The organism is Alteromonas sp. KUL150, assembly GCF_009811475.1.
GTDB classification, from domain to species: Bacteria; Pseudomonadota; Gammaproteobacteria; order Enterobacterales; family Alteromonadaceae; genus Alteromonas; species Alteromonas gracilis.
On the sequence record NZ_BLIJ01000013.1, the window covers coordinates 49,655 to 71,900 of the forward strand.

A 22,246-nucleotide genomic window follows, 5' to 3' on the forward strand; every position below is an offset into this window, starting at 1 on the left:
TGTTATGTTCTAGCGGTATACAAATTATCAATGGCATTGTAAGCATCGTTTGAAAGACTAATAGCCATCTCCAAATTTGATATTAAACGGCTACCGCCGTCGAACTCCTCCATATGAAATAAGGTATGCCGATGTTTCCTATAAAAACTATAGCCGACATTGAAAGCGCGTTCCATTGCACCATTACCGATTTGGGCGCTGAAATCCGACTTAATTGTACACTGTCCACTTTTTGTGTCGACATTAAAAAAATCACCAAAACCATGTTCGGCGTTAGCAACAGACATACCATAGCTGTCAAGAAGTAGCTTCAATACTCCTTCTAACGCTCTGAGATCTGGGTATAGCAGAAGGCAATAATCGGGAAGCTGAGGCGATGCAAGTTTTACACAGCAACTCGAAATCAACAGCTTTTTAACCTGCGCAGGTAATTGTTCGTAACTATTCACAAAAAATCGCTTTAGGTGATCTTCTGCCATTTCAGTCCGAACTATCTCTGCACTATTATCGTCCTTTTTGTAGAGAACTTGAGCAAGCGCTTTAAGATCTAACAGATCGGTTAGCATGAAAATCACTCGCCGATAGCAAGATAAGGGCTTCCCCTGTATTTGCATATTTCTAGTGGTTCTATGGCTCGTTAATTTAAGTTGGTCTTGGTGCGCAATGCTTTTAAGCGTGATTTGCTTGCACGCAGGCTCATCACGATTGATTTCTATTTCAAACTCACCTGAATCATTGATGAAAGCAATTACTGAATCGAAATCTTCTGCCCTGATTCCATCAATAGACAGATTTACAGATTCAAATTCTGCTGGATTGATAGTTGCCTTCAAGTAATCAGCAAAATGTTCACCTAGTTCCTGATTGGTGCCAATTTTGTGGTTAATGGTTGTCGTACCATCTTGGTTGAGATAAAGGTCTACCATTGCGAACTTCGATCCAGCAGAACCGAATTTATATCGCTTTGCTTTTCCGACTACTGTTGGCTCCCCATCTTGTACCATATTGTTGCATTCTAAAAACTTGGCTACGTGAGCATCAATTGCATCTCTATCGAGATTTAGATTTTTGTAGTCGGACATTAATCACTCCCTGTGAGCGTAGCTGGGCTCAAATGCGAGCATATTATATGAAAGTGACACAATAGTAAAAAAGCCAGAAACCTTGTGGCTACGGGGTTGACATGCTGGCCATCAGGACTTGAATCAGAGAGTTGGCGATTTTGAGTCGCAAATTAAGAATAATGAACAGACTGCGTTTTTCGACTTCATTTGCCATACTCAATATAATTCAAATAGTCAGAGTGCTTTATGTGCCGTAACTCGGAAATGTCCAAAAAACGAGCGAGAGCGACAGTCTGCTAAACGTACAATCATGCCGGATAGAAATAGAGTCTTGACTAGCAGTCCATGGCACAAAGACGTTTGTCAGGTTTGGTCAAAATTTATATTTATAAAGTGTGAGATTGGGTTATAGATCAGGTTCAAATCCTCTCACACCGACCAACTTCTCTCTTCGAAGCGACACCCAAGCATTCAATTTCCAAGAAATTCAAAAACAGATCCCAACACCATCTCAGCACTTTCGATCTGCGGATAATGCCCGATATCAGCAAGCTCAACTACCTCAGCATTCGGAATAAGTGCTCTGTATCGTGCCACCATGTGTGCGCCAGAAATTGGGTCTGCTATGCCGGCGGTGAGTCGCATAGGAACGTTGGCATTTTGTAAGGCACCTACCCAGCGCTCTCGGTACTGCTTCCGCTGTTTCATATAGTCTAAAAGTAAATGCATATATTTGTGACCATTGTTTTCAGTAATAAGCGCCCAAAAGTCATCGATATCTCTATTTGAAGGCGGTGTGTTTCGGCCAAAAATATTGTGCATGCTTTTTCTAATTGCGTTTTTGTTTAAAAAGCGAATGAGTAGCCCACCAATAGGAGAGAGCAGTAGTTTCTGAATAGGTAAGGCGCGATGTGTTTCAGGAAATAGGCCGCCGTTGAGAAGGTGCAGTGAACTGATGCTAAACGAAAGGCTTTTTTCCAGGTGTTGCGCCAAAAGTTCTTGCGCTACGGTATCACCGTAATCGTGGGATAGAACGTGGGCATGGCTAACTTTTAAATGCTCCATTAAAGCGCTTATCACGGCGGCTTGTTCTTTAATGAGGTATTTTTTAGGTGCTTTAGTGCTAAAACCAAACCCCAGCATGTCGAGTGTTACACAACGAAACGCCTTTGTGAGTGCAGGCCATAGCTTTATCCAGTCGAAGCTAGCGGTGGGGTAGCCGTGAATGAGCAACAGCACTGGGCCCTTTCCCTCAGTTTGATAGAAAACGCGCTGATGGTTAATATTTAAAAACTGACCATTATCACGCCACTGGTTAAGCTGCATCTTTACTCACTCAAATTCCTTAAATGTGCCTAGCTTGGCCTGCTGGTGAATAAAAAACTGTCGCAAACACGACAGTTCTAGAATCAACCGAAATATTTGAGTGAGTCGTTGAAAGCTCAGTCCTCAGCGGGGATACATACGGTTACCGTAGTACCGTCTCCAGGTGTCGATAAAAGGCTAATATCACCATTAAATTTTTGCCGAACTAGATTATATAAAATATGAAGGCCCAGTCCTGTGCCGCCCTTATCTCTAGCGGTGGTATAGAATGGTTCAAAGACTTTTCGGTGAAACTCTTCGGCAATGCCTTTGCCGTTGTCCCTTACGCTTATAACAATATCGTTGTCTTTTTTACTGCAAGACACGGCGATTTTGTTTCCACCGTTATTTACAGACGGCCCAAAGGCGTGACGTTGTGCATTTGAAATCAGATTCGTCAGTATTTGTGCGATAACCCCAGGGCAGGTTGTAATCACCAAGTCGGGTGTTACATCAATTGAAAGTTCCACTTGCTCTTTGCGAAGCATAGGCTTAAGCGGGTTGCATACCCGCGGAATGTATTCATCTAGTGCTATCTTTTCAATTTCCAATGAAGTTTGGTCGGCAGAAGTTCGTTTAAAATCCTGTACCAAATTCGCTGCACGCATAAGGCTATTTTCGGCAAGTGTAAGGCCTTCAGAGCAGACTTCCTCAAAGTCTTTAAAGCCCTGTTCTGTCAGTTCACCCTGTTCAAAATCGCGAAATATTGCTTTAAGCTCTTCTTTACAGTTGCTAACAGACGTTAATGCTATTCCTAGCGGCGTATTGACCTCATGAGCAATACCTGCCACCAAATTACCCAATGCCGCCATTTTTTCCGATTCAATCAGTTTTTCTTGCGCAGCTTCTAATGCTGCCGTGCGGTCTTTTACGTTTTGTTCTAGCGTCTGGTTAGCTTGTATAAGTTTCGCTTCATATACTGCACGCTCGTTCGCACTTATTGCTCGTCCGTAAAGGTCAGCCAGCGATGCAGCGAACACTACCTCATCATCTTCCCATGTTCGGGCTTCACCCTGGTGTTCACAACAAATTATGCCAACCATTTTTCCACGATGGCGAATAGGTACATCTAACATCGAGGAGATGCCAAGCGGCTTCAAATACACATCGGCAAATTCAAAAGTTGCAACGTCTGTAATTGCGTCGTGCGCCGCAATCGTTCTTTCGCTATCTAGCGCCTCGAAATAGTGAGGAAAGTCTTTTCGCGTTAAGACCAGGCTTTCCTGCTCAAGGTTATTGCTTTTATCAATCAGCAGCGCACACTCAACGAGGGTCTGTTCAGCATCGTAAAGCCAGATGCCCGCTCGGGTGATTTGCAGGCCCTCACAAACAGAATTAATAATAAGCCTAAGAGCAGGGCTTAATTCTCCCTTATCAATGTCAGCACTTTGGCTAACACGCAGTAATATAAGTTCTAAAGACTCTTTCATTACTCTTCATCCGGTTCCAATGCGCGAATTTCTTGAATTTTGTCGAAATGCTCCAACATGATATGCGTAATAAGCGGGTCGAATTGTTTACCTGCATTTTCACGCAAATAAGCTTTTACCTCTTCTTCACTCCATGCAGGCTTGTAACAACGCTTAGATAAAAGCGCATCAACTACATCAACAATCGCCATAATGCGCCCCTCAAGAGGAATTTCGTCCTTTGACAGACCATCAGGATAACCCTTTCCATCCCAGCGTTCGTGGTGCGTTTTAGCGATGATAGCGCCCATCTTAGCCACAATACGGTCAGAGCCCGCCAGAAGGTCGTAACCTCGTTGAGCGTGTGTTTTCATTATTTCCCACTCTTCTGGATCAAGCTTACCTGGCTTATGCAAAATCGTTTCTGGAATACTTATTTTACCCACGTCATGAAGGGCTGCAGCATATCGAATGGTTTCGATAAATTCTTTACTCAAGTGCAGTTTTTCTGACAAGAACTCTGTCATAAGAATAACGCGCTTTACGTGGCCCCCCGTTTCTTTGCTACGCATTTCAATTGCGTCGCTCAGCACCATGATGAGTTCTTTTTGCGTTTGCTGAATATCCTCTTTTTGCGTGAGGTTTTGAAAAATTATCGCCACGTTTGAAGCAAACATTTCAAGGGTTTTACGCTGTAGGGCATCGAGAGGGCTGTTGAGTTTAACGTATAAAATATTGTGTGTGCTCTCTCCGGTAGGGTAGTAGCCGATAAAGAGTTCTTCAGATTGATAATGGGTTTTACTCGCAAGTACTTCTTTGACTTTTTCCTCAATAGACTCTGGTATTTTTTTAGAAATACCGGGTTCACACAATCCTACTAGATCGCCACTAGCGCCTAATACCGTCATTGTGGTGTCGCCATAGAGATCTGTGTGTTGAGTCGATAGATAAAGCACTGAGTTATCTAGATTTAAAAGCGTGAGTGTCTGTTTTAATACGGCGCTACCAAACTGAGACAATGACTGGCTCGCCAGTACGGATGAGGACGACTTCAGTACATCCTCCATACCGCGTTTACCCTTTTCGATGGTTTGAATGTCGCGATAAGACCTTATTGCGGTATACACGCAAGACTTTAGTTTTAATGAAGAAAGTTCCGTTTTAGCTTTGTAATCGTTGATGTCGTATCTTCGTATAACTTCTTCTTCGGGTGCTTGGCCGGGTTGTCCTGTTCGTAGTATGAGACGTGACGTGTGGTTGTCTAAATCGTTTCTTATGGCGTCAACAAGCTTTAAGCCTGCGTCGTCAGTTTCCATCACTACATCTACAAACGCCAGTGCAATATCAGGGTGGGCTTCGAATAATGCAAGGCCCTCCTCACCACTATATGCAGACAAAAACTCAACGCCCCGTTCCTCGAAAGTGAATTTCCGCAAAGTCAGTTTAGTGACTTCGTGTACGCCTTCTTCATCGTCTATGATGGCAATCTTCCAGGGCGCTTTACGAACAGAAACAGCTTCAGTTATTGATTTTTTAAATAGCGACATAGGTTTTAAAACAAGACTGGATATGATTTAAAAGTACGTCACAATTTCTATTGTCGCAATTAAAGCAAAATTAAATTGTTCTAAAGTTCAATGTGTTTGAATATTTACATTAAAAAGGTTTGCCGCGATTTATAGTAAATAAGAAGGGAAACAGGATAATAGAGTAGAAGGGTTTATAGGGTTAATGCCCTTGTCGCTTAAATGCCAAGCGACAAGAGAGTATTAACGTAATCAGTGGTTTAACTAATTAACTGTCTTCAATCGGTGTGTTTTCGGTAATGGGCACGGTATTTACATCCGTATCTAAACTTTCTACCGCATTTTTCACGCCAGCAGCATAATCGGGATGAACCTTCTCTAAAACTGCATACCAACGCTCTTTTACACTATCAGAACATGGGCCCATTGCGGCAGCGTAGTTCTTATATAAACGTTCCTTTTGGTCGTCTGAGAACATTTCATAGAGCTTACGAGGCTGCACGTAATCAACGTCAGATTCGTCCTGATGATATCGGTCGGCATCTCCGTCTATACGAAGCGGAGGCTCTTTTACCGAAAAGTCTGCAACTGGCCCATCATATTGATTCGGCTCATAGTACGCATCAGGATTGCCAAAGTCGTTGGTAAAAAAGCGCATAGCACCATCTTTATGATAGTGATTCACTTTACTATTTTTGGGCGCATTAGCCGGAAGCGCTTCGTAGTGCGTGCCTAGGCGATATCTGTGTGCATCAGCATAGGCAAAAACACGAGCTTGAAGCATTTTGTCGGGGCTGAAACCAATACCTGGCACTACATTAGATGGACTGAACGCTGCGTTCTCAACCATTTGGAAATAGTTTTCCGGGTTTTTGTTCATTTCCAACTCGCCCACTTCTATCAGTGGATATTCCTCATGGGGCCAAACTTTTGTCAAATCAAAAGGGTTGTAGCTTTGCTGTCCGGCTTCCTCCTCTGGCATAGCCTGAATGTACATCTTCCATTTAGGGTAGTTACCTTCTTCTATGGCGTTGTACAGCTCTTCCTGATATTTCTCACGGGTACTACCAATGATCTTTTCAGAGGTCTCATTGGTGTAGTTTTTGATGCCTTGCTGCGTTTTGAAGTGAAATTTCACCCAGTAACGCTTGCCGTCTTTGTTCCACATGCTAAAGGTGTGACTGCCATAGCCATTCATATGCATAGGGGAAACGGGAATACCACGGTCTGACATTAAAATGGTCACTTGGTGAACACTTTCTGGTTGGCCGGCCCAAAAGTCGAACATAGCTTCTGGTGAGCGAAGATTGGTTTTCGGATGGCGCTTCTGTGTACGAATGAAATCTGGAAACTTATAGCCGTCTCGGATAAAGAAAACGGGGGTGTTATTGCCCACCATGTCCCAGTTTCCTTGCTGAGTATAGAATTTAAGGCTAAATCCTCGAACATCCCGCTCGGTATCTGCTGCACCTGATTCTCCCGCTACAGTTGACCAACGGCTGAGGACTTCGGTTTGTTTTCCTATCTCGGAAAACATATCCGCGCAAGTATAGTCGGTAATATTGTGGGTAACGGTAAATGTGCCTTGTGCTCCCCATCCTTTAGCATGAACAACTCGCTCAGGAATTCTCTCACGGTTTTGATGGGCTAGCTTTTCAATAAGTTGATAATCTTGCAAGAGTGCAGGGCCGCGCTCTCCTGCGGTTTTTGTGGTCTCATTACTTACTACAGGGGCACCTGCGGAGGTGGTTAACTGCGGTTTCTTAGCCATTTGTAAACTCCTTTGATTGCTTTTTTGCAAAGCCAAACTTCCATAAACACTATGCGTGTCTGACTCATGACTTGCTGTTGCTACGGGTTGCTGACCGAAAGGGTTTATAAACTTCTATATATATCTATAAAAACAAACAATCCTAATTTATTGATAAGTCTATTGAAGCGAGCACCACTCCTGTTTACTCTATTTTTACATTTCGAGAGCTATTTAATGTGTTAGGGAAGTTCATGAATTTTGCAGAGTTTGCAGCATCAAGAAAAAGCGTTCGCGGGTTTACAAATCAACCAGTTACCAAAGAAACGGTAGATAAAATAATTAATGCGGCCAAATGGGCGCCGTCTTCATACAACACGCAAACATGGAAAATACACGCAGTAACAGGTGAAGTGTTAGATAAGATTCGCGAGGGCAATACCAAAAATACACTGGAAGGTAAGCCCCACGTTCGAGACTTTCCCTACAAAGAAGACTACGAGGGCATTCATCGTCAGCGTCAAATTGATGTGGCTATACAATTGTTCGATGTAATGGGTATTTCCCGAGAGGACAAAGAAAAGCGCATGGATTGGATGATGCGCGGTTTCCGCCAGTTTGATGCACCGGTTTCTTTGGTGCTGACCTACGATAAGTCATTAGAGCCTGCGGGCATAACGCAATTTGGCTTGGGCTCTTTGGCCTACGGTATTGTTCTTGCTGCTTGGGATTTAGGGCTTGGCTGCGTAATAAATGGGCAGGGCATAATGCAGTCAGAAGTGGTACATAAGTATGCTAACATCCCTGATGATGAAGCTATTATGATTTGTATAGCACTGGGCTATCCAGCCCCTGATTTTCCGGCAAACGACGTTCGTTCGACTCGCGCCGATAACGAAGAATTTGTGACTTATCACGGGTTTTAAACAGGGTACTTCCCCAATTTGATGATTTTTTCAAACGGCTTTTTATTTTTAGTGTAAGGCGCTAAAGCGTTAAGAACAGTGATTGAAGCAAGATGTGGCAGTGCCCTACAAAGTGTAAGATTGCGATGCGATAAGTGCTTCAATCTGTTTTTCGGGAACAGGTTTACTCCAATAGAAACCTTGTCCAACGTCACATCCCATTTCCTCTAATTTTTTGAGCGCTGCTTCATGTTCAATTCCTTCTGCAACAGTCACCATTCCCAAACTTTCCGCAATATTGATGATTGCTGAAACCAAGGGAACATCGTTTTCGTCAAGACCTAATGTGTTAATAAAAATTCGGTCTATTTTAAGCTTGTGCGCATTGAATTTACGAAGGTAATTTAAATTGGAATAACCCGTGCCAAAGTCGTCGATAGCAAATTGAACACCAAGATTTTTCATTTTTTCAAGCTGCTCAGGAATACTTCCGTTTTCGTCAGCGAGAATTGATTCAGTAAGTTCAAGTTCTAAAAATTTGGGATTAAGTTGTGTTAAATCTAGCGCGCGCTTTAAAATACTGGGCAGAGTTCCGTCTTTAAACTGCGCGAATGACAAGTTAACGGCAACCGATATCTCACTGTGTCCATTGCGATGCAGTTTAGCACAGAAAAGGCATGCTTGAATTAGCACCCATTCACCTAATGGGTTGATGAGCCCGCTACTTTCTGCCAATGGAATAAACTTATCGGGAAACACTAGTGACCCATCTTCTTGTGGCCAGCGCACTAATGCTTCAATCGAGCATATCTGGCCAGACTTCAAATCAATCAGGGGCTGGTAATACACTTCAAATTGGTTGGCAAGTACAGCAGGTCGAAGCCGCTGAATCAGCGAAAACTTCTCGTCGCTTTCTTCGTCAAACTTCACATCGTAAAATTCAAAGCGGTTTCTACCATTTCTTTTTGCTTCATACATAGCCACATCTGCTTTTCTGCATAGCTGTTTGAACTTGGCCCCGTCCTTTGGTGCTATTGCTACGCCAATTGAGGCTGAAACCACTATGTTAGTTTGAAATACTTCAAACTCAGAAGAGCACCAATCAATTAAACGCTCGCACAAGGTTTCTATGTGCTTGCGGTCGGTAATATTTGCAGCAAGCACAATAAACTCGTCACCACCGAATCGAATAAGACATTCATCGTCAGAAAGCTTCTCATTTATTAATTGCGAAATATGCTGTAAGAAACGGTCTCCAGCGGAGTGACCCAACGCGTCATTTACAGGTTTGAAATTATCTAAGTCAATAAAAGCTAGCGCCAATTGCAATCCATTAGCTTCGCTTTGCGCTAGTTTTTCGTTAAATAAGCGTTCTCCCAAAAGCCTATTGGGTAAGTTTGTAAGTGGGTCATGATGGGCTAAATACTGGATATGCTCTCTATTTTTCTTAACCTTTGTGTATTCAAGTTGCAGAGATGTCATGAGTCGACGAATATCCTGCACAAGTATGAACACACAGAAACCTGTGATCACAAAAATGATCATAATAAAAGTTAAATGAGACCACGTTAATTTAGGCGTGTTGGGCGTAATGACGCCTTCCATAACAAGCCATGTAAGGATAATACATTGAACTAATACGAGAGATAACACCGTGCCAAAGAGCCCAATGCCGCCGAGTAGAGCCGCAAAAATGATAATGGCTGGATAGCCAAGCATCGCGATATCGAAAGTGCCTGCACCTGTTGCTGATAGGGCAAACAGCATAGACGACAGTGCGACTAAAAGTAGGTAACTGCTGGCGACAACAAAATGTTTGTAAGCGAGTATTGCCGCAGTGAACATTGCTGCTAACGCTACGAGCATTATATCGAAGGTGATGTCTCTAGCAGCGAATAATGAGATAAACAGCCCAAAGCATGTCACTGTACTTATTTGAGTAACGCGATGCCTTCTAATTTTTATCAGGTCATCTGTGTCTAAAGATGGGGAAAGTATTTTGCCAGCCTTCATTCGCTAAGTTTTTGAAGTAAGTGAATGTCAACTTTAAACTTAACCTTATAAAAAGCAAGTGTATATAAGTCTATGTATTACGCCGTAAATTAGAGCGAATAATGTATGGAGTTAAAGAAAGACAGTAAAACGTTCTGTTTTACTGTCTAAATCGGGGGCTATCTCTCGTCAGACGGCGCGTAGCGCTCCAACCAGTGTGCGTATGGCGCGGGCATTACCCAAGACGGTTTCTCAACGCCAAGCTGTTTTGCAGCAAAGTAAGTCCAATGTGGGTTGGTAAGGTGCATTCTGCCTACCATTACTACGTCGAGCTGTTCATTTTTAACGGTGTCGTTTGCAAGTTCCGGTGTATCTACCCCCCAAGCCGTTGCAACAGGGATATCAGCTTCGTCTCGAACGCGTTTTGCAACAGGTGCTAAGAAAGCTGGGCCCCAAGGAATATTCGCATCAGGCGTGTTAAAACCAACGCTAACACTTACAAAGTCAGCACCTATTTCTTTGAACTGTTTTATAAGCTCAATAGATTCGTTAAGTGTTTGCTCGTCGTTACCATCGTATTCAATAACGCCAAAGCGAATAGTGAGAGGGAGATTTTCAGGCCACACTGCTCGCACTGCACTGAGTGTTTCTAACAAGAAGCGACCGCGGCCTTGGGCGTCGCCACCGTATTCGTCGGTACGCTTGTTGGCGTGTTTCGAGAAAAAGCTTTGAGCTAGATAACCGTGAGCAAAGTGAAGTTCAAGCCATTCATACCCAGCTTCAAGGGCTCGCTCAGCGCCTTTTACAAAATCATTCTTTACACGTTCGATATCGGCTTTAGACATTTCCGTTGGGGTAACAGGTAAATGTGCACCAAATGCTTCTGCCGATGGACCAATTGGCTGCCAACCTTTTTCTTCAGTAGGCTGGATATGATCATCGCCTTCCCAAGGGCGGTTAGCACTGGCTTTGCGACCGGCATGAGCTATTTGAATACCTGCTACAGCGCCTTGGCTTTTTATGCGATCAGCGATGTTTTTCAAGCCGTCTACGTGTTCGTCTTTCCAAATGCCAAGGCAGTTTGGCGTAATTCGACCCTCTGGTGAAACGGCAGTGGCTTCAACAATGACAAGTCCTGCGCCACCTCGTGCAAATGATTGGTAGTTAGCTTCATGCCACTGATTAGTAAAACCGTCTTCGGCCGAGTACTGACACATAGGGGGCACGGCAATACGATTGCGAAGGGTCACGTCTTTCAAAGAAAATTGTTCAAATAAAGCAGTCATATTTCACTCTTTCAATATTGAGAATGGCTAGCACCCAACCTAACATTGGGTGCTATTATTTTTAGGCATGTGCGCTTCTGGTCACATGAGGGATTGGACTTATGCCGCTAACGTTAGAATCTCGCGCGCTTTAGCAAGGTCGATGTCGCCATGCTCACCCAATGCGGTAAGGCCATTTCTCTCTAAGTTGTCGATAAGCCCATCAATTGCAGACTTTTCTATGTCATAGTCTGATAGGCGGGTTTTCACCTGCATGGTTTCAAAAAAGTCCTGTACGGCTTTAATGGTCAAGTCGATGGCCTTTTCTTTGTCATCTTCTTTAATACCGAAAACGCGCTCGCCTAGTTGAAGTATTTTTTCCTGCTTTTTGTCGCGCTGAACAAACATAAGCGAAGGCAACACAATGGCTAAAGTTGCGGCGTGATCTAAACCATGTAGTGCTGTTAGTTCGTGACCAATCATGTGAGTACCCCAGTCTTGTGGTACGCCTTTTCCAATAAGGCCGTTAAGTGCCATAGTTGCTGACCACATTACATTTGCACGAACGTCGTAGTCTTCAGGTGTTGCTAGGGCTTTAGGTCCTTCTTGAATTAGGGTTTGCAAAATACCTTCTGCAAAACGGTCTTGAAGCGGCGCATTTACTGGGTAAGTTAAGTACTGTTCAATTACGTGAACAAATGCGTCAACTACGCCGTTCGACACCTGTCGCGGTGGCAGTGAATATGTGAACTCCGGGTCAAGCACGGCAAAAACAGGTTGAACCGTTTCAGAAGAAAACGCGCGCTTCTGTGAGGTTTCTTTTCTGTTTACTACTGAGTTACCGTTACTCTCAGAGCCTGTTGCAGGTAATGTAAGTACAGCGCCGATAGGTAGCGGGTTCTCAAACGCGGCGCCTTTAACTAAGATGTCCCACGGATCGCCTTCAAAGTTGACTGCCGCGGCAACAAATTTTGCGCCGTCGATTACACTTCCGCCGCCCACAGCAAGAATAAAATTTACGTCATTTTCGCGGGCTACATCTACTGCTTTCATAAGTGTTTGAAACTCTGGGTTTGGTTCCACGCCCTGAAATTCAATAACGTCAGCGCCCTCAAGCGCGGTAGTTACCTTGTTGTAAATACCGTTTTTCTTAATTGAGCCACCACCGTATAGAAAGAGGACTTTCGCTTGTTCCGGCAAACGTGAAGACACTTCACTTAGTTGACCTTTGCCGAATAGGATTTCGGTTTGATTTTTAAATGTAAAATTAAGCATTGTATTGCCTGTCCTTAATTAGATTGTGAATTTAGCTGCTGTAAAAGCTTTTCAGCCAGCAGTTCATCGGAAAATGGGTTTTGTCCTGTAATCAGTTCACGGTCTACCACTACATTAGGCGCCCACATTTCTTTGTATTCCATCTTGCCACCCGCTTGTGCCATGGCGTCTGCTGGGTAGTACAACAAACTTGCATCATCTAAAGTGCTTTCAAAATACGCTTCTTCCGGTGTCGAGAAGATTGTCATTTTGTAGCCTTCATAAATCCAACTGTCAGATGTGGCCTGCTCACCTGATTTCAATGCTAGCTCAAACGTCTGTGGGTTAGACTGACCAGAAAGTAGGGCGATTGGGCCATGGCAGATTGCGGCAGTGGGTTTCCCTTTGTTATGGAAGTGAGACAAAATCTCGCCTACCTGAGGGTTGTTTGCTAAATCGATAAGCGGTGCATGTCCACCGGGAATGAACACGCCCTCGTATTCATCAAGCCCTCGCGCAATAACCTCACTCAGCGAAAGCGTGTCATCAATACCCTCTAATGACGCGACAAACGATTGAATCTCTCGCATCTGTGCTTCGCCACCATCGAAATATTGAGGTATGACAGACTTCTTATCTACCGAAGGGGCGTTACCCTTTGGTGTCGCTAGAACGAGCTTGTAGCCAGCATCCATTAATACTTTTGCCGGCACGCCAAATTCATTTAGATAATAACCAGTAGGCTCTGTTTTACCTTCGGTAAGTTGCATTACATTTTCACTTGAAAGTAATACGAGAACTTCACCTTTTGAAGGTTCTGGCGGCGTCTCATTATTCGCAAATGCGAGCTGAGCGGAGCTCATAACTACTGTGAGCGATAAAATTGTTGATGCTTTTTTCATTGTAACTCCTGTCCCTCTTGAAAGTACGTGCATCTTAGACACCGAAGTTTGAATGCAGAAGTCAGATAAATTATTATGAGCCATCAAAAATCTGATGGGTGGATGGTCATGTCTTATTTAACTCAGCTCAAAACTTTCGTCGAGGTTTATCGCAGCGGCAACATAACGCGGGCAGCTTCCCGTTTGCATATGTCTCAACCTGCGGTAACAAGCCATATTCAAGCGATGGAAAATATCGTGGGGAAAGAGCTTTTTGTTAGAAAAGCCCGTGGAGTTGAGCCAACACCAATAGCAGATGATTTAGCACTTCAAGTGGCTAGTCATATTGATATATTGGAGCAAAAGGTTGCTTCAATTCGAAGCCGGGCGTCTACAGATCATGGAACTCTGCATCTAGCAGGACCGGCTGAATACTTGAGTTCAGTGGCAGGGCCTGCCCTTGCAAATTTACTTCAGGCAGATAAGGTCAACCTAGTCATACATACTGGAAATAAAAATAATACCTATGAGCTGCTTGAGAAGGACATTGCAGAGCTCGCTATTACAGCTTCTGAACCCACAGATGCCATGTACGAATACCAAAAGTTAGATAAAGAGCGGTTGATCTTAGTAATGAACCGAGTACAGGGAAGGTTGCTTAAAGACAAAGAAATGTCAGCGTCGCTGCTAAATCAGCACAAAATTGTTACCTATGATGAGCAACTTCCACTCATCCGCCGTTATTTTTCGGAAGTGTTTAACGCCCCGTGCGAATCGCCAGTGGCTGCGGTTTGCCCGGATATTCGGGCAATTAGCAATATTGTCAAAGCTGGTATCGGCTATTCCGTTCTACCCGATTATCTGTGTAAAGAAAGTATAGCAAAAGGTGAATTGATACCGCTTGGCTTAAAGGGGCCTGAAAATGAGATTTACCTTGTATGGAAGAAGGGAGCGCTCCGCAATCCAAGAGTAGACTTTGCAAAAGATGTAATCATGGCGTTTGCCAATATCAATCACTTCGCAAGTTACCCTGATTGATCAGGGAAGGGAAAGCGACGCATTGTTTTACGTCGCTTTCTAATTGAATTTCAGTCCCTATTTGCTTAAAACCTACCCACTATTTTTACGTCACCGCTTACCTTGCTTTCGTCAATAAAGCCGATGGTATTTGGGTTAGTGGCAACAAGCTGCAACATTTCTTCATCTGTCGCTATCATTTCAGGAGGAGTGCCCCTTCCTGTAAATACAAGCTTTGACCAAAACGCAGAGTATTGTGATTCTGATTTCCCCAGTACGCCATTATTGAAGGCATTTCGTGTGTCATTGCCTTGCTCGAACGTTAGCGGAATAGCTCGACTGCCATCTGGAAATGCCTTCATCTTTCCAAGATATATTTTTTTCACTGTATCGATGTCTACTCCAGAGTTATTGTTTGCGTTAACGATAACTGCGGTGCCAGCATATAGAGGAGCTGACAATAAAAAACACAGGGCTACAACTATTTTCATTGATGTTACCTTAATGCGCTTTTCGACAACGGGTGTTGTTCGATTGCGTCGTTGATAAACGAGGGCGATATACCACGGATAAGTATAACCAAAATTCCGTACTTGTCGCATTAAGACAAAAGGTTAAATTAAAACGAGGAATATCAAATTCAGCATGGCAAAACCCAATCCCAAAGGTCCGGTGAGAACCGTTCAAATTTATTGTACGAAGTGCAAATTCCAGTTGCTTAAGTACCGCAAAGGCGGAAAAGGGGCATTGGTAAAATGTTTTAAAACGCGCATTGTCGAAAATTTTACTAAAAATGAAGGAATCTGCCCCTCATGCGAGAGTCAGTTCGCAAGAAGCACACTCATACGAGGAACTCCAGCACTGAAAATTGTGGGTGGAAAGGTAATTATGAAGTAGTTGGGTTTCATACCACTTTATAAATACCAGTATCATTTTAACTTTATATATTCTAATAATTTGCGCTGTTGTAAAAATGTTCTAGATTAAGAGTATGTGAAATGGCTATATTTGCGATCTAGTATTTTAAGTAGGTCGAAATATAGCGGGAAAACGATTTTCAAGGGAGTGAAGGGCTGAATTCGTAAATTAGATGAGAAATTAGATGTCTATTCAAAGAAAGTTCCTGTTCTCCATTGCGGCGGTCATTGGTTTATTTGCCATCATTGTTGCTATTGTGACCGTGTTAACCACATCCGCTTCCATTTCTAATCAAGTCCAAGAGCAGAAAGATACCACCGCTGATAGGCTTGTGAATATTCTTACCGTCACTGACGCTATCATGCTTGAACGTGTTAAAAGCAGTATGGCGCTTCTAAAACAGCGAGGTGATGCGTTAGGCGTGCCAAATCAAACCGACTATGTGACAGTAAAAGATACTCAGGCGCTCCAAATAAGGCTAGGCACTTCAGCGCAGGCTAATTCTTTTGATTTGGTCGATGGACTGACCAACGTAATGGGCGGAACAGCGACCATATTCAGCAAAACTGGCGATGACTATATAAGGGTAAGCACCAATGTAATAAAAAATGGTGAACGTGCAATAGGAACTAAGTTAGCGCCCCAAGGCAAAGCCATAAAGAAAATCAATCAGCGAGAAGCATATTATGGTGCCGTTGATATATTGGGAAGCCCCTATTTAACCGGTTATGAGCCCATGTTTAATGGTGCCGGTGACGTCATTGGTATCTGGTATGTAGGCTATTCCGCTGACTTAAATGTGCTTGAACAAGCCATCAAAAAAAGCCATGTTCTGGAAGACGGTTTCGTAGCACTTCGTGATGGGAAGGGCAATATTCGAATGCATTCTTCTCATGTAAATGACTCGCAAGTCACGAGCGCGCTATCTAACAATAGCGACTGGATTGTTACAGAAGTTCCGTTTTCGCCATGGGGGTACGACATTATACTTGCAGCTTCAGCCGCAGAGAAAAGTGCGATGGTGAGAAGCGAAGTGGTAGGGGTTATTTTCAAAATAGCCATCGCCAGTGCGTTTATTCTTATTACTATTTGGCTTTTGGTGAAACATATCGTCGGCAAGCCATTGGATGAGTTCATCGGGGTAGTAAACAACTTGTCTTCAGGGGACGGTGACCTTACCTTCCGTTTCCAAGCGTCTAGTAGCGATGAGTTTGGTACAATGGCTAGAGCGTTTAATGCGCTTCTAAGTCAGCTCCAAGACACCTTGCAAAGTGTTGATGAAGCTACCGAGCAAATGTTGGCTAAGTCGCAAACACTTAATGAAACCGCTATGCAATCTCAAAAGACTGTTTCACAGCTAGGAAGAGAGACAGAGTCAATTGATAACGCAATATCTCAGATGCAACAGAATACTGTAATGGTATCTTCTACCATTCAAAGTTCTAGTGAGGCTGCACATGCGGCCGATCAGGACACAAGAAACAGTGTTAATGTTTTGGCGCAGACCATCAGTGACATTCAGTCTCAAGCGAATGATGTTGATGCATCTGTACAAGTCATTACCGAGCTTGCTCAAGCCAGTGAAGAAATCAGTGGCGTAATGGAAGTCATAAGAAACATCGCTGAACAAACCAACTTACTAGCGTTAAATGCAGCGATAGAAGCAGCGAGAGCCGGTGAACAGGGAAGGGGTTTTGCAGTAGTGGCTGACGAGGTGCGCTCGCTAGCTAGCCGGACGCAGTCATCCACTGAAGAAATTCGCATCATGATTGAAAGATTACAGCAAGGAAGTCGCGTAGCTTCAGAGAAAATGCAGCAAAACAAAGAAACGGCATTCAAAACGGTAGAGTCAACAAAACATGCGGGCGACTCTCTGAAACAGGCACTTGATGCGGTAGCGCGAATAACCACACTTAATAAAGAAGCTGCAAGCATGGCTGATGGACAAACCTCCGTAGCTAATGAGGTTAACAAAGGCGTTATTAGTATTCAACAGGTGGGGCATGCCAACAGTGACTATGCTCAAGAGGTTGTGGAAAACTGCGAAGCGTTAGTTGAAAGGATAAAGAAAATGCAACTTCAGTTGCGGCGCTATCAATTTTAATCTGTATGTAAGCACGTTAATTGTGGTGCGATAAGCACCACAAATTATGCGTTTGACACCAATAGTAACAATTTCGGGTTTCGTTACGAGGCCTTTTGATTGATAAGGCCTTTTATCATCATTATTCTTGTCTGTGTACAAATATAGGGACTTTCCCCCCATAACATGGATAAACCATAATGAAACGATTTACGAAATTGGCCGTGGCTGTCGCCAGTGCCTGTGCGCTTAATTCGCTATCAGTAGCTACAGCCACAGCGCAAGAAACTGCGGTTTCTTCCGCTGTTGCGCCATTGCAAAAGACGCTAGCGGATGTTGAATATCGCTTACCTTCGCAAGTGGCGCCGACGTTCCAACGAATCCATCTCAATATCGACCCTGACAACCCAGCCTACACAGGGACCACAACAATTGATGTCACCGTAAAAAAGAAAACAAATAAAATTGGTTTTTACCAGCAGGACCTTACGGTAAGTTCTGCGCGCTTGGTGTCAGGAGACACCACTATTCCGCTTTCTGTGTCTATTGGCGATTACGATATAAATTGGGGAGAAGCGCAAAGCGAGATAGCTCCAGGTCATTATCAGTTAGAGATAAGTTTTGAGGGAAAGGTCAACACGTCTTCTGACGGCATGTATCTGTCACGCTTTGAAGATACCAACTATATTTTCACGCAATTTGAAGACATGCACGCCCGCAAAGCTTTTCCAAGTTTTGACGAACCGAATTTCAAGATTCCTTATCAGATGACGATCAGCTCGCCCGCCCATCAGGAGATAGTCGGGAACACACCTGTTGAGAAAACAACGGTTGAAAACGGCATAAAAACGGTAGTGTTTGAAAAAACAAAGCCTATGCCTACCTACCTAATAGCCTACACCGTTGGCCCTTTTGATAGCACAGAGATAACAGGCTTATCAATACCAGGAAAAATTTATGTGCCAAAAGGCTATGCAGACAAGACGAAATTCGTTGTTAAGCATACGCCTGAAATCCTAGCTTCGCTGGAAGACTTCTTTGGCATAAAATACCCGTACAAAAAGATGGACTTCGTGGCTGTTCCTAACTTTACTCATGGCGCAATGGAAAACGTGGGGCTGATCACTTACAGAGACAGCTTACTGTTGCTTGATGATAACCCAAGCGTTACCGAGCGATCTCGGCCACTTAATGTGATCGCTCACGAGCTTGCTCATCAATGGTTTGGTAACTTGGTAACCATGGCATGGTGGGATGATTTATGGTTAAACGAAGCGTTTGCCTCTTGGGCGGCAAGCCATACGATGAAAACCCTTTATCCAGAACTTAATTACGCCGATCGCATTGTTCAAGAGAGAGCGTTTACTGCGGATGCTAGCCCTACGGTTAAACCCGTTAAAAAGATAGTGAAAAGTCAGCCTGATGTAATGGATGGGCTTGGCCTTAACTATTCTAAAGGTGAGTCGATTTTACAGATGATAGAGTCGTTGATTGGTACAGAGAAATTCCGTGAGGGGGTTCAGAATTACATGAACACTCATGCCTGGGGTAACACGGTAGCAGATGACTTGTGGAACGCTCTTGATAACGTATCAGACTTCAACCTTAGTGCTATGATGAAAGCGTACTTAGAGCAGCCTGGCTATCCACTTATTCATATATCTAAAGAGGGTAAAATAACCCAATCTCGTTTTCATCTAGCTGGCGCCACGGTAGAAGATAAAACTTGGGCTATTCCGCTCAAACTCACTTATCAGTCGAAGGGCAAAATTCTTAACGAAGTCGTCTTCATTGATAAAGAGACTACGGTGTTGCCAAAGATAGCTGAAGCTGACTGGGTATTTCCTAATGACAATGCCACCGGATATTTCCGTTGGTCAGTAGAGCCCAGCCAACTCAACGCTTTACTTGATAACATTGATGTCCTCAATAAGCGTGAGAAGAAAAACCTGCTTTATAACTACCAAGCGCTATTAAACGCTGATGAAGTTGGCGTGGATAGTGTCATGAAAGTGCTGAATACTCTGGCTAAAGACGATGACCCAGCGGTAATTCGCGCTGCAGTTGGCGTATTAGAAGAGTTTGATTATTTAGTAAATGAGCGCAATAAAGACGCTTATGCAGCGCTTTTAAACCAAAATTATATGCCGTTATTAAAATCGCTTACGCTTACCCAAGCTGAGAAAGACAGCGCAGATGTAATTCGCCTGCGAAATCAACTTTATAAACTACTGGGTACCTATGCTAATAACCAATCATTGATAGAGCAAAGCGTTGATTTAGCCGACCAGTACAGTAGCGATACCACAAGCGTACCTTCAGGTATTGCGGGTACTGCAATTGAAATAGCGACGAAAAACAGTAAAGACGGCGAGCAAAGTAAATGGTTTAACGCAATTGTTGATGCATATAAAAAAGCCCAGCTGCCCAACGTGAAGAGCACGTTAATGTATTCTATGCACTTTGAAGATAAAGCCACCGTTTTCAAAATGTTAGATTTAGCTCTAACGGACGATATTACACCTGCAAATACTGTGTATATGGTGGTTCGTGTAGCCCGCAATCTCGATGACCAGACGCTACTTTACCAATGGCTGGATAAAAATTACGAGGCACTCATCAATAAAATGCCTGACTACCACGTGAGCCGCATGCCAGAGTTTGTTTCAACAACGTGTTCTAGTGATAACCTAGAATTAGCAAACGACTTCTACGGTAAAATAAGCAATAAATATCAAGGAATGTCGCGAGGTGTTGAGATCATGCAAGATGAATCTAAGCAATGCATGAGACTGAAGACGGCTTTTCAAGATGATTTTGACCGCTTCCTAAATAGTCAGTAAAGCGAGACACTAGCGCGATATAATTTCGTGTTACTCATTATTACTTAACGATGGAGGGCGCTATTGAGCGCCCTTTTTTTGTGCATAAAAAATTAAACCTGCATCTTTAGGGGTCATGAAAATGTGTCAAAAAGGTAACAATTAAGGTTTGTGACAAATCAGCTTGCCCTGTACCAAAGTTCAGTGGAGTTAATAAATAAATAAGCTTATTTAAAAGCTTTAACTCACTGATTTTTAAAGTATGTGACGTTTATATTATTATTTTCATTAAGTGCTTGCTGCGTATACGTATGTATAAGAATTTATACCTTCCTTATACAAAAAGCGGAAAGCAAAAATGGTTAATGAGGGTAACACACACAAATATAAGCTGAGTAAATCGGCTAAAGTGGTAAACGCATTATTAGCAGGTGCGTTATCACTAGGGGCTGTTTCATTTAATGCAACGGCAAACACAATATGGCAAGAAGATTTTGAATCCAGCGAGTTACAAGGTAAGGGCGCAACGGGTGCTATCGAAATAGGTACTAACGTAACTATTGAGAATGTAAATCGCTGGTCTATCGATGTATCGAATGGCCAGTTAACTGCAACTTCAGACTGGTTTCGTGTCGCAAATGGCGCAATGCAAGCCCGTGATGTTGATGGCGAAGTGGTTTGGTTGAGTGAATCAATTGATATCGCTAGTGCGGGTGATGTCACTATCAACGCAGTACTTTCTCAAAGTGGAACATTTGAATCGTCAGACTACATCGATGTGTTTTATTCACTCGATGGCGGCGCTTTTGAGCTTATAACGCTTACCGAAGGGGCTTCCAATACCGTACAAGATGATTTCGGTAGTGCTACGGTAGATGAAACAATCGGGAGTGGAAGTACACTAGTTTTAAAGGTTGCTATGGCTAATAATGCTGGCACTGAATACCTTAATTTAGACAGCATTTCAGTTAGCGGCGCGGGGTCTTCAGATGGTGGAGATCACGACGATGGCACTGATAACGGTGCCGAACCATCCGAAGGGCTTCTTTTCTTAAGCGGTAGTTGTTTTAACTGCCCTGACTTAGAAGCAATCAATTTAGCAAGTGGGTTTGTAGCATCAGATTACTATGCTGCTTTAGATGCAGCTATTGCCAACGGCGAAAGTGCACAAACACTGAAAGAAACGACGCATAATATCATTGAGAATGGTCATCGCACATTATCATATTCTGAAGTATGGACAGCGCTTACCTATACTGATGAAGACCCTGCGAATACCGACAATGTTATTCTTTTTTACAAAGGATTATCGCAAGGGAAGTTTACCAACGGAAGCGGTAGTCAAAGTACTAACCCAGACAATTGGAACCGTGAACATGTTTGGGCAAAAAGTCATGGCTTTTCAAGTTCAAGCTTAACGGCATACACCGATATTCTTCACCTGCGACCCACGGACATTTCCATTAACAGCTCGCGCGGTAACCTTGATTTTGACTTTAGCGATAGCGCACTTGCTGAAGCACCTGCGAACCGCGTTGATAACGATTCTTTTGAGCCACGCGATGCAGTGAAAGGCGACGTTGCTCGCTCAATGCTTTATATGGACGTGCGTTACGACGGCAATATTGCAGGTGACACAGAAGAAGATTTAGTATTGTTAAACCGCTTAACGTCTACTGATGAAGCGGCATTCGGCAAACTTTGTGTTTTGCTTCAGTGGCATGAAAGCGACCCAGTAGATGACTTCGAACGTCGCCGTAATGAACGTGTTTATGAATTCCAAGGTAACCGAAACCCGTTTATTGACAAGCCGGAACTTGCTTCGCTCATCTTTAATGAAAGCTGTGATGGCTCGGGTGGTGACACTGGCGGAGACACAGGTGGCGATACTGGCGGAGACACAGGTGGCGATACTGGTGGCGATACTGGTGGTGACACTGGCGGAGACACAGGTGGAGACACAGGTGGTGACACTGGCGGAGACACCGGTGGTGA

At 43.5% G+C, this 22,246-nt stretch carries 16 protein-coding genes; 6 read left to right on the forward strand and 10 right to left on the reverse strand.

Features of this window, described 5'->3' with window-relative positions:
- Positions 1-2: 2 nt before the first annotated feature.
- The 5 genes from GVO62_RS02540 to GVO62_RS02560 all read right to left on the reverse strand — a co-directional run bounded on the left by GVO62_RS02540 (position 3) and on the right by GVO62_RS02560 (position 7,135).
- Positions 3-1,082 carry a type II toxin-antitoxin system RnlA family toxin gene (locus GVO62_RS02540; protein WP_105929777.1) on the reverse strand — a complete coding sequence of 360 codons (1,080 nt, stop codon included), beginning with the start codon at positions 1,080-1,082 and terminating at the stop codon, positions 3-5.
- A gap of 453 nt (positions 1,083-1,535) precedes the next feature.
- Complete coding sequence (locus GVO62_RS02545) at positions 1,536-2,390, reverse strand: alpha/beta fold hydrolase (protein ID WP_159117601.1); 855 nt, start codon at positions 2,388-2,390, stop codon at positions 1,536-1,538.
- 116 nt (positions 2,391-2,506) lie between these two features.
- Positions 2,507-3,859 (reverse strand): sensor histidine kinase, encoded by a 1,353-nt coding sequence (locus tag GVO62_RS02550; RefSeq protein ID WP_159117602.1) that lies wholly within the window; start codon positions 3,857-3,859, stop codon positions 2,507-2,509.
- Complete coding sequence (locus GVO62_RS02555; RefSeq protein WP_159117603.1) at positions 3,859-5,385, reverse strand: response regulator; 1,527 nt, start codon at positions 5,383-5,385, stop codon at positions 3,859-3,861. Before GVO62_RS02555 ends, GVO62_RS02550 begins: the two co-directional genes overlap by 1 nt.
- Positions 5,386-5,632: 247 nt before the next feature.
- The gene (locus GVO62_RS02560; RefSeq protein ID WP_159117604.1) at positions 5,633-7,135 is read right to left on the reverse strand and encodes a catalase; all 1,503 of its coding nucleotides are present in this window, start codon (positions 7,133-7,135) and stop codon (positions 5,633-5,635) included.
- Between the two features lie 233 nt (positions 7,136-7,368).
- Between GVO62_RS02560 and GVO62_RS02565 the strand changes: the two genes are divergently transcribed.
- Complete coding sequence (locus GVO62_RS02565; protein WP_159117605.1) at positions 7,369-8,040, forward strand: nitroreductase; 672 nt, start codon at positions 7,369-7,371, stop codon at positions 8,038-8,040.
- A gap of 105 nt (positions 8,041-8,145) precedes the next feature.
- Here GVO62_RS02565 and GVO62_RS02570 read toward each other — a convergent pair whose 3' ends face one another.
- The 4 genes from GVO62_RS02570 to GVO62_RS02585 form a co-directional block, all read right to left on the reverse strand.
- Positions 8,146-10,032, reverse strand: coding sequence for a putative bifunctional diguanylate cyclase/phosphodiesterase (locus GVO62_RS02570; RefSeq protein ID WP_159117606.1), 1,887 nt, complete (start codon positions 10,030-10,032; stop codon positions 8,146-8,148).
- Between the two features lie 158 nt (positions 10,033-10,190).
- Entirely contained in the window at positions 10,191-11,297 is a 1,107-nt protein-coding gene (locus tag GVO62_RS02575; RefSeq protein WP_159117607.1) for an NADH:flavin oxidoreductase/NADH oxidase, read from the reverse strand.
- Positions 11,298-11,396: 99 nt separating this feature from the next.
- Positions 11,397-12,551, reverse strand: coding sequence for an iron-containing alcohol dehydrogenase (locus tag GVO62_RS02580; RefSeq protein WP_159117608.1), 1,155 nt, complete (start codon positions 12,549-12,551; stop codon positions 11,397-11,399).
- 14 nt (positions 12,552-12,565) lie between these two features.
- Positions 12,566-13,432, reverse strand: a complete 867-nt coding sequence (locus GVO62_RS02585; RefSeq protein WP_159117609.1) for a type 1 glutamine amidotransferase domain-containing protein — start codon at positions 13,430-13,432, stop codon at positions 12,566-12,568.
- A gap of 108 nt (positions 13,433-13,540) precedes the next feature.
- On the opposite strand from GVO62_RS02585, the gene GVO62_RS02590 reads away from it, so the two are divergent.
- A complete protein-coding gene (locus GVO62_RS02590; protein ID WP_159117615.1) occupies positions 13,541-14,449 on the forward strand; it encodes a LysR family transcriptional regulator in 909 nt (302 codons plus the stop codon).
- A gap of 65 nt (positions 14,450-14,514) precedes the next feature.
- Here the strand turns inward: GVO62_RS02590 and GVO62_RS02595 are convergent, their stop codons facing one another.
- Complete coding sequence (locus GVO62_RS02595; RefSeq protein WP_159117610.1) at positions 14,515-14,919, reverse strand: phosphate ABC transporter substrate-binding protein; 405 nt, start codon at positions 14,917-14,919, stop codon at positions 14,515-14,517.
- A 154-nt stretch (positions 14,920-15,073) separates the two neighbouring features.
- Here GVO62_RS02595 and GVO62_RS19395 point away from each other — a divergent pair, with 154 nt between their 5' ends.
- The 4 genes from GVO62_RS19395 to GVO62_RS02615 form a co-directional block, all read left to right on the forward strand.
- On the forward strand, positions 15,074-15,325 hold the full coding sequence (locus tag GVO62_RS19395) for a hypothetical protein (RefSeq protein WP_159117611.1): 252 nt from the start codon (positions 15,074-15,076) through the stop codon (positions 15,323-15,325).
- 205 nt (positions 15,326-15,530) lie between these two features.
- Complete coding sequence (locus GVO62_RS02605) at positions 15,531-17,450, forward strand: methyl-accepting chemotaxis protein (RefSeq protein ID WP_159117612.1); 1,920 nt, start codon at positions 15,531-15,533, stop codon at positions 17,448-17,450.
- Between the two features lie 179 nt (positions 17,451-17,629).
- Positions 17,630-20,272: a M1 family metallopeptidase gene (locus GVO62_RS02610; protein WP_159117613.1), complete on the forward strand. Its 2,643-nt coding sequence runs from the start codon at positions 17,630-17,632 to the stop codon at positions 20,270-20,272.
- Positions 20,273-20,609: 337 nt separating this feature from the next.
- Positions 20,610-22,246, forward strand: a 1,637-nt coding sequence (locus GVO62_RS02615; RefSeq protein ID WP_201282640.1) for an endonuclease I family protein, incomplete at its 3' end; no start/stop codon positions are given.